Below are 15954 nucleotides of genomic sequence, written 5' to 3' on the forward strand. Positions count from 1 at the left end.
AGAAAAATATGTCAAAAGGTAGTATCGGTGGATTTACGTTAGGCACGGTCATAGCCGTCGCACTATCGTGGGGAGCCAATAAAAGCATAATGTGGGCGATAATCCACGGATTTTTAAGTTGGTTATACGTGATTTATTATTTTCTACTGAGATAAAATTTCATCGGCGGCGCGCCGTTTTACGCGCTAAATTTTAAAATTTTAAGGATAAAAAATGAGCGAAAAAATAAAAATAGCGGTTTTGGGATATGGAAATTTAGGTCGCGGCGTAGAGCTTGCCGCGCGAAATAACAAGGATTTAGAGCTTTCGGCGGTTTTTAGCCGTAGAAATCCGAGCGAAGTAAAAACATGCGGCGCGCCAGTATTTAGCGTGGATGAAATTTTATCGCACAAGGGCAAATTTGACGTTTTGGTGCTTTGCGGCGGTAGCGCGACGGATCTACCGACTCAGACGCCGGAGTTTGCGCTAAATTTTAACGTCGTAGATAGCTTTGATACGCACGCAAAAATCCCCGAGCACTTCGCCGCGGTGGACGCCGCAGCCAAAGCGGGCGGAAATGTAGGCATCATCGCCGTTGGCTGGGATCCGGGTCTGTTTTCGCTAAATAGACTGCTCGGCGAGAGCGTGCTGCAAAACGGCAGCAGTTATACGTTTTGGGGTAAAGGCGTGAGCCAAGGCCACTCCGACGCTATCCGCAGGATCGAGGGTGTCGTGGATGCGCGACAATATACCGTGCCGATAGAAAGCGCCTTAAAGCGAGTTCGCGCGGGCGAAAATCCAAAACTTAGCACGCGCGAAAAACACCTGCGCGAGTGCTACGTCGTGGTCGAAGAGGACGCCGATAAAGCGCGTATCGAGCGCGAGATAAAAACGATGCCCAATTACTTTGCCGACTACGACACGAGCGTGCATTTCGTGGGTCTTGCAACGCTTAAAAAAGAGTACGGCGGCATCCCTCACGGAGGATTTGTTTTGCGAAGCGGAGCGACGGGCGAGCACGGCGAAAATAAACATCTGATCGAGTTTTCGCTAAAGCTTGATTCAAATCCCGAATTTACCGCAAGCGTGCTCGTAGCCTACGCCCGTGCGGCGTATCGCTTGGCGCAAAGGGGCGAGCGCGGCGCGTTTAGCGTGTTTGACATCGCTCCAGCGTTTCTTTCGCCAAAGAGCGCAGATGAGCTAAGGCGCGAAATTTTATAAATTTCCGGGGGCGTTTCGGCGGAATTATGAACGAGGAAATCTGAGTGATAAAGATAGAGAATTTAAAGAAATTTTACGGCAAAACCTGCGTGATCGACAATGTGAGCCTGGAGGTGAAACAGGGCGAAATTTTTGCCATCGTCGGCCGCAGCGGCGCGGGTAAAAGCACGCTGCTGCGCTGCATAAACGGCCTTGAGGATTATCAAGAAGGAAGCCTTAAGGTAGAGGGCAGGGAGGTACGAGATCTAAGCGCCGCTCAGATCCGCGAGCTGCGCAAAAATATCGGTATGATTTTTCAGCACTTCGCGCTTATGAGCCGCCGCAGCGTCGCGCAAAACGTCGCCACGCCGTTAGCATTTTGGGGCCATCCCGAGGACCACACGAAGCGGCGCGTCGCCGAGCTTTTGGAGCTCGTAGGACTTGCGGATAAAGCAAATGCCTATCCTAGCGAGCTTAGCGGCGGACAGAAGCAGCGCGTGGCGATCGCGCGCGCGCTTGCATTAAGCCCTAAAATTTTGCTTTCCGACGAGGCGACTTCGGCGCTTGATCCCAATACCACCGCGCAAATTTTATCGCTTCTGCGCCGCATTAATCGCGAGCTAGGCATTACGATCGTGCTCGTCACGCATGAGATGGAGGTCGTAAAAGGCATCGCGCAGCGAGCGATCCTGCTTAAGGGCGGGCGCGTGAGCAACTCGGGCGATATCGTCTCGCTGTTTTTGCACCCGGATGAGAATATGAAGGAGTTTTTGGGCGAGGAGGAGGTGCTACCCGCAAGCGGCGTGAATATCAGGCTCTTTTTCCCGCCTGCGGTCGCGTTTGACAGCGTGATCACGCATATGGCGCGCGCCTTGGAGATAAATTTTAACATCGTCTGGGGCAAGCTCGAGCGCCTCGATAAAAACGTCGTCGGAAGCCTCGTCATCAACGTAGAGCCCGCACACGTCGCGCGCGTGGAGGAGTTTATCAAAAACGCGGGCGTAATCTACGAGATCGTAAGCGAGGATGAGATCAAAAGCTGCGCCGCGATCTAGGTGCGATTTCGCGCCCTGTGCGCTTGCGCCGCACTAAATTTAAGGGCTTACGCGGCATAGCGAATTTAAAAGCTCGCGCGATGCCGCAAATTTAAAAGCTCGCGTGGCGTTTTAAATTTAATGACCGAGCCGTGGCATTATAAAATTTAATCAGTTTCGCTGGCGGTTTAAATTTCTATTTTGCCTCGATAAAATAAGCTCGGCAATGCGCTGTTGGCGTGCGCCCTCGCTAGCTTTGATTTGCGTTTAGAATTTGACTAGCCGTAGCGAGCGATTTAAATTTCAGAGATCGCGACCGACCGAGCGCATTTAAGCCGCTCCGCGTTTGAAATTACAGGCGTTTAAATTTAAATTTGAATTTTTTTCGGAATTTCACACATACTTCACTTTTACGGAAGTATAATTCCGCTAATTTCTTTTAAGGAGTACGTAATGAAAAAACTTACTTTGTTTGCGCTTAGTGCGCTATTTGCTGGCACTTTTGCCGTAGCTGCCGACATGGGCATGAAAGATGAGATGAAGGACGCCAATACATCAATGCATAATGGTGCGAAAGAGATGAAGGGCGACATGAAAGATATGCACAAGGATGCTATGAAAGAGGGTAAACATATGAAGGATGAGATGAAAGGCGAAATGAAAAAAGAGATGAAAAAAGAGATGTAGTGAGTAAAATTTTACTCGTAGAGGACGATGAGACGCTTTGCGATCTCATCGGCGAATATCTAAAAGACGCGGGCTTTGACGTATGCGTTTGCAGCGACGCTCAAAGCGCCGCGGATCTTGCTTATGAACAAAAATTTGATCTTTTTATCTTTGACGTAAAAATCCCCAAAGGCGACGGATTCTCACTTTTAAAAGAGCTACGCAAGAGCGGCGATCGCACCCCTGCGATATTCGCCACGTCGCTAAATACGCTTGATGATCTTGAGGTTGGTTTTAAAAGCGGCTGCGATGATTATCTCAAAAAACCATACGAGCTAAAAGAGCTGTTGCTGCGCGTTAATTCTCTCATAAAGCGAAACTTCAGCCACAATTTTGATGATTTTGTAACTATTGACGACGAGTTTAAATTTTACTTTGCAAGCAAAGAGCTACGCAGATCGGGCGTGCCCGTCGCGCTTTCAAACAAAGAGCGCGAGCTGCTGGCACTTTTTTTACAAAATAAAAACAGGCTTTTAAGCAAGGATGAAATTTTCTCCGCGATCTACGCTTTTGACGAAACTCCGAGCGAGGAAGCGCTGCGAACTTATATCAAAAATCTACGCCGCGTCCTAGGCGAAGAGCACATCATAAATCGCCGCAACGCAGGGTATCTGTATGTCTGAAAAGACCGCTTTAACGCTTAAAATTCTATCTTTATATCTCATTTCAAGCGCGTTGTTTTTAGGATATTTTTTCAAGATAAATTACAGTATGAACGAAGCCGCGCTACTTTCGCACAGGATAAAAGAGCTAAAAGAGATCAAAATGATGATCTATATGAAAGCGAGCATGGACGGGCTGGAATCGCTAGCGGACTTCGAGCGCGAAAAGGGTGTAAGCGCGTGTATATTTAAGCCAAACTCTGATGAAATTTACGGCTGCGGCGGTGAGCTTGGCGCTCTTGATAAAGCGAAGCTAAAGGCGGAATTTATAAGTGGCGGTAGGCTAGGAATTTATGAAAATCTGCAAAATATGGAGGAGCGAAACGCCTTTTCCAAGGCTAAAATCATTCTGCTTGGAAGTAGCGTGCAGGGCGAAATTTTAACGCTTCGTATCAAAACAGCAGCGATGATGATAGCGCTTTTGGGCGTGATATTAGCCGTGGCGTTTTATCTGGTGCGGCTAGGCACAAAGCCGCTTTACGACAAGATCGACACGCTAAATCGCTTCATCAAAGATAGCACCCACGAGATCAATACTCCGCTTAGTATTATCTCCATGAGCGTCGAGACGATGCGGCACACAGAGCTTGGAGAATACAACGCCAAGCGCGTCGCTAATATCGACCTTGCCGCTAAGACGCTTTCGCGCATCTACGAGGATCTGGTGTTTTTGACCTTCGGTATGAAAAAGGAGGGCGAGATTATCTCGATCGATCTAAAAAGCCTCGTCGCTTCGCGCTGCGAATACTTCGCGCCGTTTATTCAAAAGCGCAGACTAAGCCTTAAAACCGATCTTGCGGATGCGAGCATGAACGCAAACGTCTATGAAATTTCGCGCCTGATCGACAATCTGCTAAGCAACGCCGTAAAATACGCCGATGCAGGCGGCTACGTGGATGTGCGGCTAAGGCACGGCGAGCTAGCGATCTCAAATAGCGGCGAAGGGATCGATAAGAAAAGGGGCGACGAAATTTTCAGGCGCTTTGCGCGTTTTAACTCAAGCGAGGGCGGCTTTGGAATCGGGCTTAGCATCGTAAGCGAGGTCTGCAAAAAATACTCCTTTTCTATCTCCTACGACAGCGTGCCGGGCGAAGTAACGACCTTCCGCCTTACGTGGCGCGAATAAAATTTTAAAATTTAGCGAAATTTCAAAATTTAAAAGCGGCTGCTTGCGGTTTAAATTTAATCGTCGTTTGGTCGCTTAAATTCCGCGCAAAAAAGTTCTAATCGCAGGGCGTTTAAATTTAATCGTCGCTTGTTTTTGTTCTAAAACGGAGCGCGGAATTTTATCAGTCGTTCGCTTTGCGCTCATAAAATAACTTTGAAAGTTATGGATGGTGGAATTTTATTGGTCCGCGATTTTATAAAATTTAGCTTTTATTTCTCGATAGATATATCCAGTGGACTATATCGCTAAGCGAAATCACGACAAGCATACTCATAAACATCGAGGTGGCTGCGAAAAACGATATCCAGCCAAATAGGCTCTCTCTGCTCGCAAAAGTTGGAAATGTCCGCCCGTTGCCCACTCTGTGTGGGATGCCGTTTACGGCGAAATCGGCGTAGAAATAATTGTTTAATGCCCAGTAAGCGAAAGGTATGCCGATAAGCACAAATATCTGCGTTTTGACGGCGGGAAGCTCTTTTTTGTATAAGAATGCGGCGATCGGACAATACACGCAGCTTAGCGCGAAAGCCGTTAAAATAGGCATCCACATCGCCGCGACGTAAAATTCCGCAAGTTGCGTATGCGGGCTTATTTTGCCGATTGCGGCGATGTTTGGAAAAAACTGCTTCATAAATTTAACGAAGTCCGCGCATGCCGCGCTTACGTCTAAAATATTTTCGGGTAGCACGAATACGCTAAGCGCCGTGATCGCAAACAGCGCAAAAACCGCCGCGTAAAGTCGCCCGAAAAATTTAGTGAATTTCGTATCGGGATACGGCGTATCTTGCTCTTGCGCGCCTTGTGAATTTAGCAAATCGCTCATCGTTCGCTCCTTTAATAAAGTTTGCGTGCCAAAACCCGGCTTGCGCTAAATTTTAAAATTTTATGCCTTATCGTTCGGTAAAATTTCACGACGAGGACTTGCTTTGGAATTTTGCAGTCTAATTTGAAATAAAATTTATTAAATTTAACCAGCAAAGCTTTGTTTAAAAACAAAGCTTTGCCACCTCTAATGTGCAGTGGGGTAGGTGGGGGTTTGGGCGGCAGACCTGCTTGCGGTTGCTAGCCGAAGCAAAGTAAAAGGGAGCTTCGCAAGTATAGCCCCTTACGCTACACCTCTTCCGAGAAAGAATTTAAGCTTTATCGAGAAAAGCGCAAACTCGTATGCAGTGTAGTAACTTCTCGTATCGTCGGGGCCGGGAAGCCTCTAAAATAAAAGGCTCTTTCATTTCACGTAAGCTCGCAGCCAAGACCCAAAATTTAATTGCCTAACAAAAAAGGCAGGTTGGCGTTGCTTGCTCGCAAAATAACCGCGGAACCTCACTAGATAGAATTTAAAATTCCGAGTATTTCTGATAGTCGATCTGCGCGGAGTTTTTGTTGATCGTATCGACCGTGGCTTCGGCGATCGCCAGCTCCTCGTTGGTAGGGATTACGAGCGTTTTGATTTTACTATCCGCCGCGCTTAAATTTCTAATCGAGCCGGTATTTTTGGCGTTTTTTGTCGCATCGATTTCGATGCCGATATGAGCGAGCTTCTCGCAAACATTTTGTCTAAAATGCGGCGCATTCTCGCCGATACCGCCGGTAAAGATCAAAGCGTCCACTCGCCCGAGCACGGCATAATACGCCCCGATCATCTTAACGACGCTGTACACGAGCATCTCAAACGCGAGTTTCGCGCGTGGCTCGCCGCCTTCCATCTTTTCATATACTTTTCGCAGATCGCTTGCGCCGCAGATGCCGAGCAGTCCGCTTTTTTTGTTCATTATGACGTCCATATCCTGCGCGTTGTAGCCCGCGACGCGCTCGATGTATGGGATGATAGCGGGATCGATCGAGCCGCATCTGGTGCCCATGATGATCCCCTCAAGCGGCGTTAGCCCCATTGAGGTGTCGATGCATTTGCCGTTTTCTATGGCGCTCACGCTCGATCCGTTGCCAAGATGTAGCGTAATGGCGTTGAAGTTTTCGTATTTCTTACGTAAAAATTTCGCTCCCATTGTCGAGACGAACCAATGCGACGTGCCGTGCGCGCCGTAGCGACGAACTTTGTATTTTTCGTAGAATTCATACGGCAGCGCGTACATATACGCATAAGGCGGGATGCTTTGATGAAATATCGTATCGAAAACCGCAACGTTTGGAATTTTAGGAGCGATCTTTAGGCAGGATTTGATGCCTGCTAAATTTGCGGGATTGTGTAGCGGCGCAAGCGGCGCAAGCTCGGCGATTTTAGCCATTACGTCCTCATCTATGAGCGCGGGAGCGTCGAAATAATCCGCGCCCTGAACGATGCGATGCCCGATACCGCCTACTTGAGTTAGATCTTTGATTACTCCGCTTTGTTTTAAAAGATCAATCGCGATTGCGATCGCGGTTTCGTGATTTGAAATTTGCTCGTTTTCAACTTTTATGCTTCGTCCGTTGGCGCAATTGATGCTTCCGCTTGCGTGCGTCGAGCCGATCTCCTCGATGAGCCCGCTCGCGATGCAGGCGTGATTTAGCATATCGTGGAATTTAAATTTAACCGAGCTCGAGCCGGAATTTATGACTAGGATATCCATTAATTCTCTCCTGCTTGAATGGCGCTGATAAGTATCGTGTTTACGATATCGGCGACCTTGCAGCCGCGGCTTAGATCGTTTACCGGCTTTTTTAAGCCCTGCAGAATCGGCCCGATCGCCACGGCGCCTGCGGTGCGCTGAACGGCCTTATAACAGATATTTCCGCAGTTAAGATCAGGGAAGATAAATACGTTCGCATGCCCTGCGACCGCGGAGCCTGGCATCTTTTTCTTGGCAACCGCTGCATCGACCGCCGCATCGAATTGCAGCGGCCCGTCGATTGTGAGATCAGGCGCCTTTTCGCGCGCTTTTTGCGTCGCTGCTTTGATAAATTCTACGCTCTCTCCGCTGCCGCTATCGCCGCTGGAGTAGCTTAGCATCGCCACGCGCGGCTCAAGCCCGAACGCCTTTGCGGTCGCGGCGCTTGAGATCGCGATACCCGCCAGATACTCTGCGCTCGGGCTCGGTGCTACGGCGCAGTCGGCAAAAAGCAGAGCCTGCGTATCCAGGCACATTATAAACGCACCGCTAACGCTCGCGATGCCCGGCTTTGTCTTGATGATCTGAAGCGCGGGGCGAATTGTCTCCGCAGTAGTCGTGCTGGCACCGCTTACCATCGCATCGGCTAGCCCTTCATACACGAGCATCGTGCCGAAGTAGGTGCGATCGCGCACTAAATCGCGCGCCTGCGCCTCGCTCATGCCCTTTGCCTTGCGAAGCTCATATAGATCGCGCGCAAATTTTTCTAAGCTCGCATCCGTCTGCGGATCTAAAATTTTAACGCCGCTTAGATCGAGACCTAGCTTGCTTGCGCTTTTTTGCACTTCGTCTTGCCGCCCCAGAAGGATCAAATTTGCCCCGCCGCTTTGTTTTATAATCGCAGCCGCACGCAGAATTCTCTCATCGTCGCTTTCTGGAAGCACGACGGTTTTAACGTTCGCGCGAGCTTTGGCGTAGAGCTTGCTTTCAAATTTCAACGGGGTTAAAATTTCACAGCGCGTGGAGTTTGCAGCGTCCGTTAAGTAGCTTTTATCGGCAACGACTTTATCAAGCTCTATCGCGCCGCTTTGGCAAGCGGAATTTTCGTCGTGAAATTTTGCGCCCTTTTCGCAGGCAGAATTTTTACCGCAAAGCTCTGATTTTTTAGAATTTGCACCCTCTTGTGCAGGTCTTAGCGCGGAAAATGAAATTTTATCCTCATATATGCTGGCAAAGCTTACCGTTTTTGCTGCGGTGATCAAGCGCGTGCCGATGCGCGCGGCAATTTCGTTAGGATAAAATCCGCAAACAGGGATATTTAGATCCTTTGCGATTTGTAAATTTAGTTCGCGCAGATCGGCTCCCGCTACGCCGTGAACCAGTACGAAGTTGCACTGCTCTAAAATCTGCGCAAAGCGCTCTATCGCCGCCTTTCGCACGCGCTCATCCTGCCCGTTTGCGAGCGCTTTTTCAAGCTCGCTCTTGCTAAAAAGGGCATTATCGCCAGCGATGCAAAGTTGCAAAACGTTGTGAAAGCTCATGGATAAAATTTTATCTAGTTTTTTTAGCTCGGATTGGTAGGCGGCGGGCTCGTCGCATAGGAGCAAAATTCCGTTCATCGGCTGATCCTTTGAAATAAGATAGGCAATTGTAGCAAAATTTTGCTTGCGTGTTAATCAAAGATTTATCGTGAGGGTTTAGAATTTGGTAACTTCCAACAAAGGAGCGCACATGAAAAATTTGGTGATTTTGGCTCTTTTAGTGAGCCTCGCCGCGGCGAAAATCAACATAAACGAAGCTAGTCGCTACGAGCTGATGACGATCGGTGGGCTTGATGCGGGTAGGGCGGATATGCTTATGCAATACCGCCAAAAACGCGAAATTTCAAGTGCAGATGAGCTAAAGGGTATCAACGGCTTTGCAAGTTACGATACTGCTAAACTGCAGAAGAGCTTTGAAATATCGCCTAGAGCTAACGTGCAGCAGCCGGTGCAGCCTGATCGCGACATAGTCGTGGTCGAAAAGACCCGCACCCGCACGGTTTACGGAGGCTCTACTTACAGACGCGTTGAAAATTACGGCAATGGCATCACGATCACAGAGACCGGTACTTTACCGCCGCCTCCTCCGCCAGGATATGGTAGGCACGGCGGCATGATGCCGCCTCCTCCCCCGCCTCCTGGCGGCATGCCACCACCTCCGCACGGAGGTATAAAACCGCCTCCTCCGCCACCGCCTCCTCGCGATGATTATTCTCGCAGGAGAAGTTCTAGCAGTATGAGCGATAGCGATATCGGCGGAAGCTCGCGCCGTAACATACCGGTGCCTATGCATATGGGAACGATCCGCTCTAAAAGATCCAGCAGCACCACAAGCTCCGGTAACTGCGATCCGCAAAGTGGCGACTGCGTTAGCGTCGGCGTGCAATAGGGTTTTTAAAATTTAATTTTACGCGGGCGGAATTTTAGAATTTTATAATCGAGATTCCGCCCGCCCTAAATTTACGGATAAATTTTAAAATTTCGTAACGTAGAATTTAAAATTTGCGCAGGAGTTGCTCTGCGCTATGATAAAATTCCAAAAAATTTTATAAATTTAATCAGCAGCTTACGTGGTAAAATTTCAAGCTAAAATTTTACGTTAAAACTGATGCGCCGTATTTTGTCAAGATAAAATCTGCACTTTAAAATTTTAAATCCGAACATCCCGTCCGTTTTAAATTTATGGCTAAATTTTAAATTTGCCTTTTCTACTCTCGCTAAATTCCAAAATTTCGCCCCGTCTTGCTGCTATTAAATTTGAAATTCGACCCGATTTAGCGCCTAAAATTCGTGAAATTTAATTTACAAAATAATATAATCACAAAATTATTCCAACGAAACAGGATGGGCGTATGAAAGAAATTAGCGGATCGCAGATGATCGTGGAGGCGTTGCGGCAGGAGGGGGTCGAGGTAGTTTTCGGCTACCCGGGCGGCGCGGCGCTGAATATTTATGATGAAATTTACAAACAAAAATACTTCAGACATATTTTGGTGCGCCACGAGCAGGCCGCGGCGATGGCTGCGGACGGATACGCGCGCGCTAGCGGCAAGGTTGGCGTGGCCGTCGTCACGAGTGGACCTGGTTTTACGAACGCGCTTACGGGGCTTGCTACGGCGTATAGCGATAGCATCCCGATCGTGCTTATTAGCGGGCAGGTGGCGACCTCGCTTATTGGCACCGACGCCTTTCAGGAGATCGATGCGATCGGAATTTCACGCCCTTGCGTCAAACACAACTATCTGGTTAAAACGATCGAAGAGCTGCCCAGAATTTTAAAAGAGGCTTTTTACATCGCTCGCAGCGGCAGACCGGGGCCCGTGCATGTCGATGTGCCGAAGGACGTAACGGCGAAGCTGGGCGTTTTTGAATATCCTAGCGAAATTAAGATGCAAACTTACAAGCCGAACTATAAGGGCAACGCTAAGCAGATCAAAAAAGCCGTCGAGTTAATCGCAGGCTGCAAAAAACCTATCCTCTACATCGGAGGCGGCGTTATTAGCGCGGGCGCTAGCGAGCTGGTACGCGAGCTTAGCGAGTTTGCGCAGATCCCTGTCGTGCAAACCCTTATGGCGCTGGGAGCCGTGCGAAGCGACGATAAATTAAATTTAGGTATGGTCGGAATGCACGGCAGCTATGCCGCAAATATGGCGCTTAGCGAGTCTGATCTGATAATCTGCTTGGGCGCGAGATTTGACGATCGCGTCACGGGCAAGCTTAGCGAATTCGGCAAAAACGCAAAGATCATCCACGTCGATATCGATCCTAGCTCGATCTCAAAGATCATAAACGCGGATTATCCGATCGTGGGCGATGTGAAATCGGTGTTAGAGGAGATGCTGCCGCGCATTAAAAGCGAGGTTAGCGCTCAAAATTTCGAGCAGTGGCGCGAGCTCATCCGCAAATACGATGAAATTCACCCGCTTAAATTTAACGACAGCGATGAAATTTTAAAGCCGCAGTGGGTTATACAAAGTACCGCAAAAATCGCAGGCGAGGATGCTATCATCGCTACGGACGTGGGACAGCATCAGATGTGGGTCGCGCAGTTTTATCCGTTTTGCAAGCCACGCACTCTGCTAAGTAGCGGCGGGCAGGGCACGATGGGCTACGGTCTGCCCGCAGCATTGGGCGCGAAGGCTTATGCGGGAGACAGACCTGTTATAAATTTTAGCGGCGACGGCTCGATTTTGATGAATATCCAAGAGCTGATGACGGCGAGCGCGAGCGGCCTAAACGTCGTAAATATCGTATTAAACAACAATTTCTTAGGCATGGTGCGGCAGTGGCAGAGCCTATTTTACGGGCAGCGTTTCTCATCGACCGATCTTAGCTCGCAGCCTGATTTCGTAAAAATTGTCGAAGGCTTCGGCGGCGTGGGCTTTAGCGTTAGCAGTAAAGCGGAATTTGAAGACGCGCTGAAGCAGGCTCTTGCGAGCAAAAAGGTGAGCGTCATCGAGGCCAAGATAGATCGCTTCGAAAACGTCTGGCCGATGGTGCCCGCAGGCGGCGCGCTTTATAATATGATTTTTGAGCAGGAGTCGTAGGATGAATAGCATAAGAAGAATAATTTCGGTCGTCGTTACCGATGAACACGGCGTTTTGTCGCGGATCTCGGGGCTTTTTGCAGGGCGCGGCTATAATATCGACAGCCTCACCGTTGCGCCGATCCCAAATACCGGTCTATCGCGCCTTAGCATCGTCACTTCGGGCGACGAGCGCGTCATAGAGCAGATCACTAAGCAGCTTCATAAACTGATCCCCGTCTACAAGGTTATCGAGGATGCAAAATTCGTCGAAAAGGAGATGGTTTTGGTAAAGATCGCGCTGGGCGAAAATTTAGCGGGGCTTGACGCCGTTTTAAAAGCCTACAACGGCAGCATCGCAAACAGCGACGACAGCAAGATCGTCATCATGGCGTGCGATGACGCAGACCGTATCGACGGCTTTTTAAAGACGATAAAAAAATACAATCCGATAGATATCGTACGCGGCGGCAGTGTCGCGCTGGATATGTAAGCGGCGATAAAATTTAATTAAAGGAGCGCAAATGAAATTATCTAAAATTGCCGAAATTTTAAACATAGAGCTTAACGGAGCGGACGCAGAGATCGCCGCGATAAATTCGCTTCAAAACGCAAGAAAAAGCGAGCTAAGCTACTGCGATAGCGACAAAAACGAGAAATTTTTATCCGCCACCAAAGCAGCCGCCGTGTTGGTAAAAATCGGCACCGTAACCCCAAGCGGCGTGCGAGCGCTGGAGTGCGAAAATCCGCATCTAGCCTTTGCGATCTTAAGCGCGCATTTTGCCAAGCCGCTCATTCGCAGCGGCACGCCCGCAAAGATCGCCGCTAGCGCGCAGATCGGGCAGAACGTGCATATCGGCGTAAATTCCACGATCGGCGAGGATTGCGTCATTTCAAGCGGCGCGTATATCGGCGATGACGTGCATATCGGAAGCGGCTGCGTGATCCACGCAAACGCCGTCATCTACAACGACGCGATCATCGGCGAGCGCTGCATAATCCACGCAAACGCCGTTATCGGAAGCGACGGCTTCGGCTACGCGCACACCAAAACGGGCGAGCACGTTAAAATTTATCATAACGGCAACGTCGTGCTGCAAGACGAGGTCGAGATCGGCGCGTGCACGACGATCGATCGCGCGGTATTCGGCTCGACGATCGTTAAACGCGGCAGCAAGATCGACAATCTCGTTCAGATTGGGCACAACTGCGAGCTCGGGCAAAACTGCCTCATCGTCTCTCAGGTGGGGCTTGCGGGCTCGACGACGCTTGGACGCAACGTCGTGATGGGCGGACAGAGCGGCAGCGGCGGGCACGTAAGCGTGGGCGATTTCGCTCAGATCGCGGCGCGCGGCGGCATAAGCAAGGACTTAGCGGGCGGTAAAAACTATGCCGGGCAGCCTATAATGGAGCTTAGCGAGTGGTTCAAGCTGCAGGCTAAGATCGTTAGATTTTTTAGAGATAAAAAGCAAGGTTAAGATTGCTCACGCTTTTTGGCGCGGTTATGATCGCTGCGGCGGTAAATTTTGCTCTTATCGGCAAAATTCTGTCCGCGCCATTTTTTGACGCGCAGGCAAACGGGAGTGAAATTGTGCCCGGCAAAGATTTTATCCGCGCACTCTGTTGCTTTGCAAACGGCGTGATATGAAACGGAAAAGGGGTTTGCGGCAACAGCGTCCATATTCGCTCATATCGCGAGGTATTAGAATTTGGCGCGCATAAGAATTAAAATTTAATGCAGATGCGTCCGCGCTCTTTTTTGATTGCGCCTTGTCTTATTTGCACCATGGACGCTAAATTTAATGGTTTTGCTTGCGCGCAGTATCTTTCAAGCGCCGCCAAAGGGGTGAAATGCTAAAAATCGATATGCTAAAATTTTTTCGCTCGGGAGAGTTTACGGGCGTAGAAAGCGGCTTGAGCTGCGCGCAGATTGCCGCGATGTTCGGCCCTGCGGATGCGAGCTTTAAGAGTGCTGGGGCTGAAATTTTAAGATACGGCGCCTTCGAGTTTCACTTTTTTCAGGACGAAATTTTTATGATTTTTTCGGATCATTTCAGAAGCGAGCCTCTGGATTTCGGCGACGGCAGGGCACAGCAAATCGAAATAGAGCCTTGGATATTTAGCGGAGCCCCTATCGATCTTGCAGCCGTAAAAAGCGCTTTAAATCGTGAGCGGATCGAGTGTCGCGAGCGCGCAACGGATGATGGTTTGGAGCTAAGCTTAAGCAGCGGCGTTGCGCTTGCGTTTGAAAGCTTCAGCGGGTTGGGCGAGCCTCGCAGCTACGAGCTTGCCGCATTTTGGATAAAATTTTAACCGGAAAAGCGTGGGCGAAATCTAGGCAACAAAGTAAAATTTAGCCGAGTGAAAATAAGCGGCTGCTTAGGTAAAATTTTGGCAAGCAATTATAGTAAAAATGAAATTTAACGAGCGAAGGCTTTGGATGAAATTTGATCCGAAAGCCGTGCGGTCAAATTTTTAATGTAAAAGCTACGTAGATAAATTTTAATGCAAAAGACCGCGCGGATAAATTTTAACGACAAAGCCTGCGAGCGCTCGTAGATAGGCATTGCGAGCGTCTCGCATCTGTAGTCGCAAGCCTTTTTTTTCACGCTGTGTATTTATCTATAACGCACAAACGTTTTACTCATCATTAGGCTGCCTCACATAGTTTTTGCCGCCCACCAGATCCTTGCTTATGCCGCCGCGCGCCGCGATCTGCGCCTTCTCATTGGAGATTTTTTAAAATTTCAAAGCATGATTTAGCCGGAATTTCATAAAACTTGCCAAAAACAATCGATCCGGAGGCTGAAAGATCTGTAAATAGATCCAAAATTATACGCACTTGATAAAATTTTTTACAATACTATTAATATTATTTTATAAAAACTATTGACTTATTTAACCCTCTTTTGATAAACTATCGCATCAATTTTACCGCAAAGGAAACACAGATGGATCAAAATTCCTTCCTATATAAGGTGCTTAATTGCCTGTCCAATTCGCAAAGCATATTTGTAAATTGTATAAGGTTTGCAATTTTCGTCGTCATGATCTGGATAGGCGGCCTAAAAGTCGTGCAGTATGAAGCGGATGGCATCGTGCCCTTCGTCACGAACAGCCCGTTTTTCAGCTATCTGATGAAAAATAAAGACGTAGTCGATAACGGCAAGGGCAAAATGGTCGCAGAGTATAATCTGCACAAAAACCCCGAAGGCTTAGTTGTGCCGGATAATATCAAATGGCATAAATCAAACGGCACCTATACGGCTTCTTACATTATCGGCGCGACTATTTGCTCGATCGGTATCTTGATGCTGCTTGGCATATGGTTCCCAAAAATTGGCGTCGTAGGCGGACTTTTGACCTTCGGTATGGCTATCGTTACGCTATCGTTTTTGATAACGACGCCCGAAACCTGGGTGCCGAATTTGGGCAATCCCGCCCTCGGCATAACAGAGAGCCCGAACCACGGCTTCCCGTATCTCTCGGGTGCGGGCAGGCTGGTGATAAAGGATCTGATAATGATGTGCGGCGGTTTGATAGCGGCTGCGGATGCGGCTAAAAGGTGGCTACAAAGTCTTTCGAAGTAAATTATAAAGCTAAAATTCTACCTCGCGGCGGGCGCAGGGCTAAATTTTACCGCCGCGAGCGCTAAATTTAACGCTCCGGCAGTTTTGTTTATAAGCTAAAATAAGCAGCATTAAATTTCCCCCGTTGTGTTTCGCGGCGCGCTACTGCTAGACTTGATGCGGTTTAATTTCTTTGAAGTAAAAGAGCGCAAAAGAGTTTAATTGCGGCCGCCTTTTTAAATTTTCCGATTTGCTCCTCGCGGCGTATTTATTAGGCGCGATGTAGCCCGTGCTTTTATGCGACGATGTGAAATTTTGTGACAAATATAGATTTAAAAGCCGTGCTCGCATAAATTTTGCAGTCAAATTCGGTGCCGACGGATGCGCTGAAATCTGCACCGATAGGCGCAGGTAGGAGTTCTGCATTTTGGAGATTAAATGCCCTCTCGGTCAAAGCCGGTCGAGCTATTTTTTTGGAGCCGCATACCTATAGGCGTTTGTAA

Annotated in this window: 16 protein-coding genes; 13 read left to right on the forward strand and 3 right to left on the reverse strand. The window is 48.7% G+C overall.

Features of this window, described 5'->3' with window-relative positions:
* The first annotated feature begins 8 nt into the window (after window positions 1–8).
* The 6 genes from Q0393_RS04595 to Q0393_RS04620 all read left to right on the forward strand — a co-directional run bounded on the left by Q0393_RS04595 (window position 9) and on the right by Q0393_RS04620 (window position 4727).
* The gene (locus Q0393_RS04595) at window positions 9–155 is read left to right on the forward strand and encodes a hypothetical protein (RefSeq protein ID WP_169748464.1); all 147 of its coding nucleotides are present in this window, start codon (window positions 9–11) and stop codon (window positions 153–155) included.
* Window positions 156–213: 58 nt separating this feature from the next.
* Window positions 214–1200 (forward strand): diaminopimelate dehydrogenase, encoded by a 987-nt coding sequence (locus Q0393_RS04600; RefSeq protein WP_298978247.1) that lies wholly within the window; start codon window positions 214–216, stop codon window positions 1198–1200.
* 44 nt (window positions 1201–1244) lie between these two features.
* Window positions 1245–2234 (forward strand): methionine ABC transporter ATP-binding protein, encoded by a 990-nt coding sequence (locus tag Q0393_RS04605; protein WP_298978249.1) that lies wholly within the window; start codon window positions 1245–1247, stop codon window positions 2232–2234.
* A gap of 432 nt (window positions 2235–2666) precedes the next feature.
* Complete coding sequence (locus Q0393_RS04610; protein WP_291936948.1) at window positions 2667–2900, forward strand: hypothetical protein; 234 nt, start codon at window positions 2667–2669, stop codon at window positions 2898–2900.
* Window positions 2900–3562, forward strand: coding sequence for a response regulator transcription factor (locus Q0393_RS04615; RefSeq protein WP_297879887.1), 663 nt, complete (start codon window positions 2900–2902; stop codon window positions 3560–3562). Before Q0393_RS04610 ends, Q0393_RS04615 begins: the two co-directional genes overlap by 1 nt.
* Window positions 3555–4727: a HAMP domain-containing sensor histidine kinase gene (locus Q0393_RS04620; protein WP_298978250.1), complete on the forward strand. Its 1173-nt coding sequence runs from the start codon at window positions 3555–3557 to the stop codon at window positions 4725–4727. Before Q0393_RS04615 ends, Q0393_RS04620 begins: the two co-directional genes overlap by 8 nt.
* Window positions 4728–4971: 244 nt before the next feature.
* On the opposite strand, the gene Q0393_RS04625 is transcribed toward Q0393_RS04620, so the two are convergent.
* From Q0393_RS04625 to pta, 3 genes are all read right to left on the reverse strand, one after another.
* Window positions 4972–5592, reverse strand: coding sequence for a hypothetical protein (locus Q0393_RS04625; protein ID WP_298978252.1), 621 nt, complete (start codon window positions 5590–5592; stop codon window positions 4972–4974).
* A gap of 511 nt (window positions 5593–6103) precedes the next feature.
* A complete protein-coding gene (locus Q0393_RS04630) occupies window positions 6104–7336 on the reverse strand; it encodes an acetate kinase (RefSeq protein ID WP_298978254.1) in 1233 nt (410 codons plus the stop codon).
* Window positions 7336–8934 (reverse strand): phosphate acetyltransferase, encoded by a 1599-nt coding sequence (gene pta, locus Q0393_RS04635; RefSeq protein ID WP_298978256.1) that lies wholly within the window; start codon window positions 8932–8934, stop codon window positions 7336–7338. The genes Q0393_RS04630 and pta overlap by 1 nt, the downstream gene beginning before the upstream one ends.
* A gap of 112 nt (window positions 8935–9046) precedes the next feature.
* Between pta and Q0393_RS04640 the strand changes: the two genes are divergently transcribed.
* The 7 genes from Q0393_RS04640 (at window position 9047) to Q0393_RS04670 (ending at window position 15472) form a co-directional block, all read left to right on the forward strand.
* Entirely contained in the window at window positions 9047–9745 is a 699-nt protein-coding gene (locus Q0393_RS04640; RefSeq protein ID WP_298978258.1) for a helix-hairpin-helix domain-containing protein, read from the forward strand.
* Between the two features lie 463 nt (window positions 9746–10208).
* Complete coding sequence (locus Q0393_RS04645; protein ID WP_298978260.1) at window positions 10209–11903, forward strand: acetolactate synthase large subunit; 1695 nt, start codon at window positions 10209–10211, stop codon at window positions 11901–11903.
* A 1-nt stretch (window position 11904) separates the two neighbouring features.
* Entirely contained in the window at window positions 11905–12375 is a 471-nt protein-coding gene (gene ilvN, locus Q0393_RS04650; RefSeq protein WP_298978262.1) for an acetolactate synthase small subunit, read from the forward strand.
* Window positions 12376–12406: 31 nt separating this feature from the next.
* Window positions 12407–13360 (forward strand): UDP-3-O-(3-hydroxymyristoyl)glucosamine N-acyltransferase, encoded by a 954-nt coding sequence (gene lpxD / locus Q0393_RS04655; protein WP_298978264.1) that lies wholly within the window; start codon window positions 12407–12409, stop codon window positions 13358–13360.
* 2 nt (window positions 13361–13362) lie between these two features.
* Window positions 13363–13530 carry a hypothetical protein gene (locus Q0393_RS04660; RefSeq protein ID WP_298978267.1) on the forward strand — a complete coding sequence of 56 codons (168 nt, stop codon included), beginning with the start codon at window positions 13363–13365 and terminating at the stop codon, window positions 13528–13530.
* A gap of 203 nt (window positions 13531–13733) precedes the next feature.
* Window positions 13734–14195, forward strand: a complete 462-nt coding sequence (locus Q0393_RS04665; protein ID WP_298978269.1) for a hypothetical protein — start codon at window positions 13734–13736, stop codon at window positions 14193–14195.
* A gap of 638 nt (window positions 14196–14833) precedes the next feature.
* Window positions 14834–15472 carry a DUF417 family protein gene (locus tag Q0393_RS04670; RefSeq protein ID WP_298978270.1) on the forward strand — a complete coding sequence of 213 codons (639 nt, stop codon included), beginning with the start codon at window positions 14834–14836 and terminating at the stop codon, window positions 15470–15472.
* Window positions 15473–15954: the final 482 nt, after the last annotated feature.

It is taken from the genome of uncultured Campylobacter sp., assembly GCF_938015785.1.
Lineage (GTDB): Bacteria > Campylobacterota > Campylobacteria > Campylobacterales > Campylobacteraceae > Campylobacter_B.

Excerpts from the sequence above, each read along its gene's own strand:
- Q0393_RS04595 (WP_169748464.1), top strand. The coding sequence starts at position 9 with ATGTCAAAAGGTAGTATCGGTGGATTTACGTTAGGCACGGTCATAGCC.
- Q0393_RS04600 (WP_298978247.1), top strand. The coding sequence starts at position 214 with ATGAGCGAAAAAATAAAAATAGCGGTTTTGGGATATGGAAATTTAGGT.
- Q0393_RS04610 (WP_291936948.1), top strand. The coding sequence starts at position 2,667 with ATGAAAAAACTTACTTTGTTTGCGCTTAGTGCGCTATTTGCTGGCACT.
- Q0393_RS04620 (WP_298978250.1), top strand. The coding sequence starts at position 3,555 with ATGTCTGAAAAGACCGCTTTAACGCTTAAAATTCTATCTTTATATCTC.
- Q0393_RS04625 (WP_298978252.1), bottom strand. The coding sequence starts at position 5,592 with ATGAGCGATTTGCTAAATTCACAAGGCGCGCAAGAGCAAGATACGCCG.
- Q0393_RS04630 (WP_298978254.1), bottom strand. The coding sequence starts at position 7,336 with ATGGATATCCTAGTCATAAATTCCGGCTCGAGCTCGGTTAAATTTAAA.
- pta (WP_298978256.1), bottom strand. The coding sequence starts at position 8,934 with ATGAACGGAATTTTGCTCCTATGCGACGAGCCCGCCGCCTACCAATCC.
- Q0393_RS04640 (WP_298978258.1), top strand. The coding sequence starts at position 9,047 with ATGAAAAATTTGGTGATTTTGGCTCTTTTAGTGAGCCTCGCCGCGGCG.
- Q0393_RS04645 (WP_298978260.1), top strand. The coding sequence starts at position 10,209 with ATGAAAGAAATTAGCGGATCGCAGATGATCGTGGAGGCGTTGCGGCAG.
- ilvN (WP_298978262.1), top strand. The coding sequence starts at position 11,905 with ATGAATAGCATAAGAAGAATAATTTCGGTCGTCGTTACCGATGAACAC.
- lpxD (WP_298978264.1), top strand. The coding sequence starts at position 12,407 with ATGAAATTATCTAAAATTGCCGAAATTTTAAACATAGAGCTTAACGGA.
- Q0393_RS04665 (WP_298978269.1), top strand. The coding sequence starts at position 13,734 with ATGCTAAAAATCGATATGCTAAAATTTTTTCGCTCGGGAGAGTTTACG.
- Q0393_RS04670 (WP_298978270.1), top strand. The coding sequence starts at position 14,834 with ATGGATCAAAATTCCTTCCTATATAAGGTGCTTAATTGCCTGTCCAAT.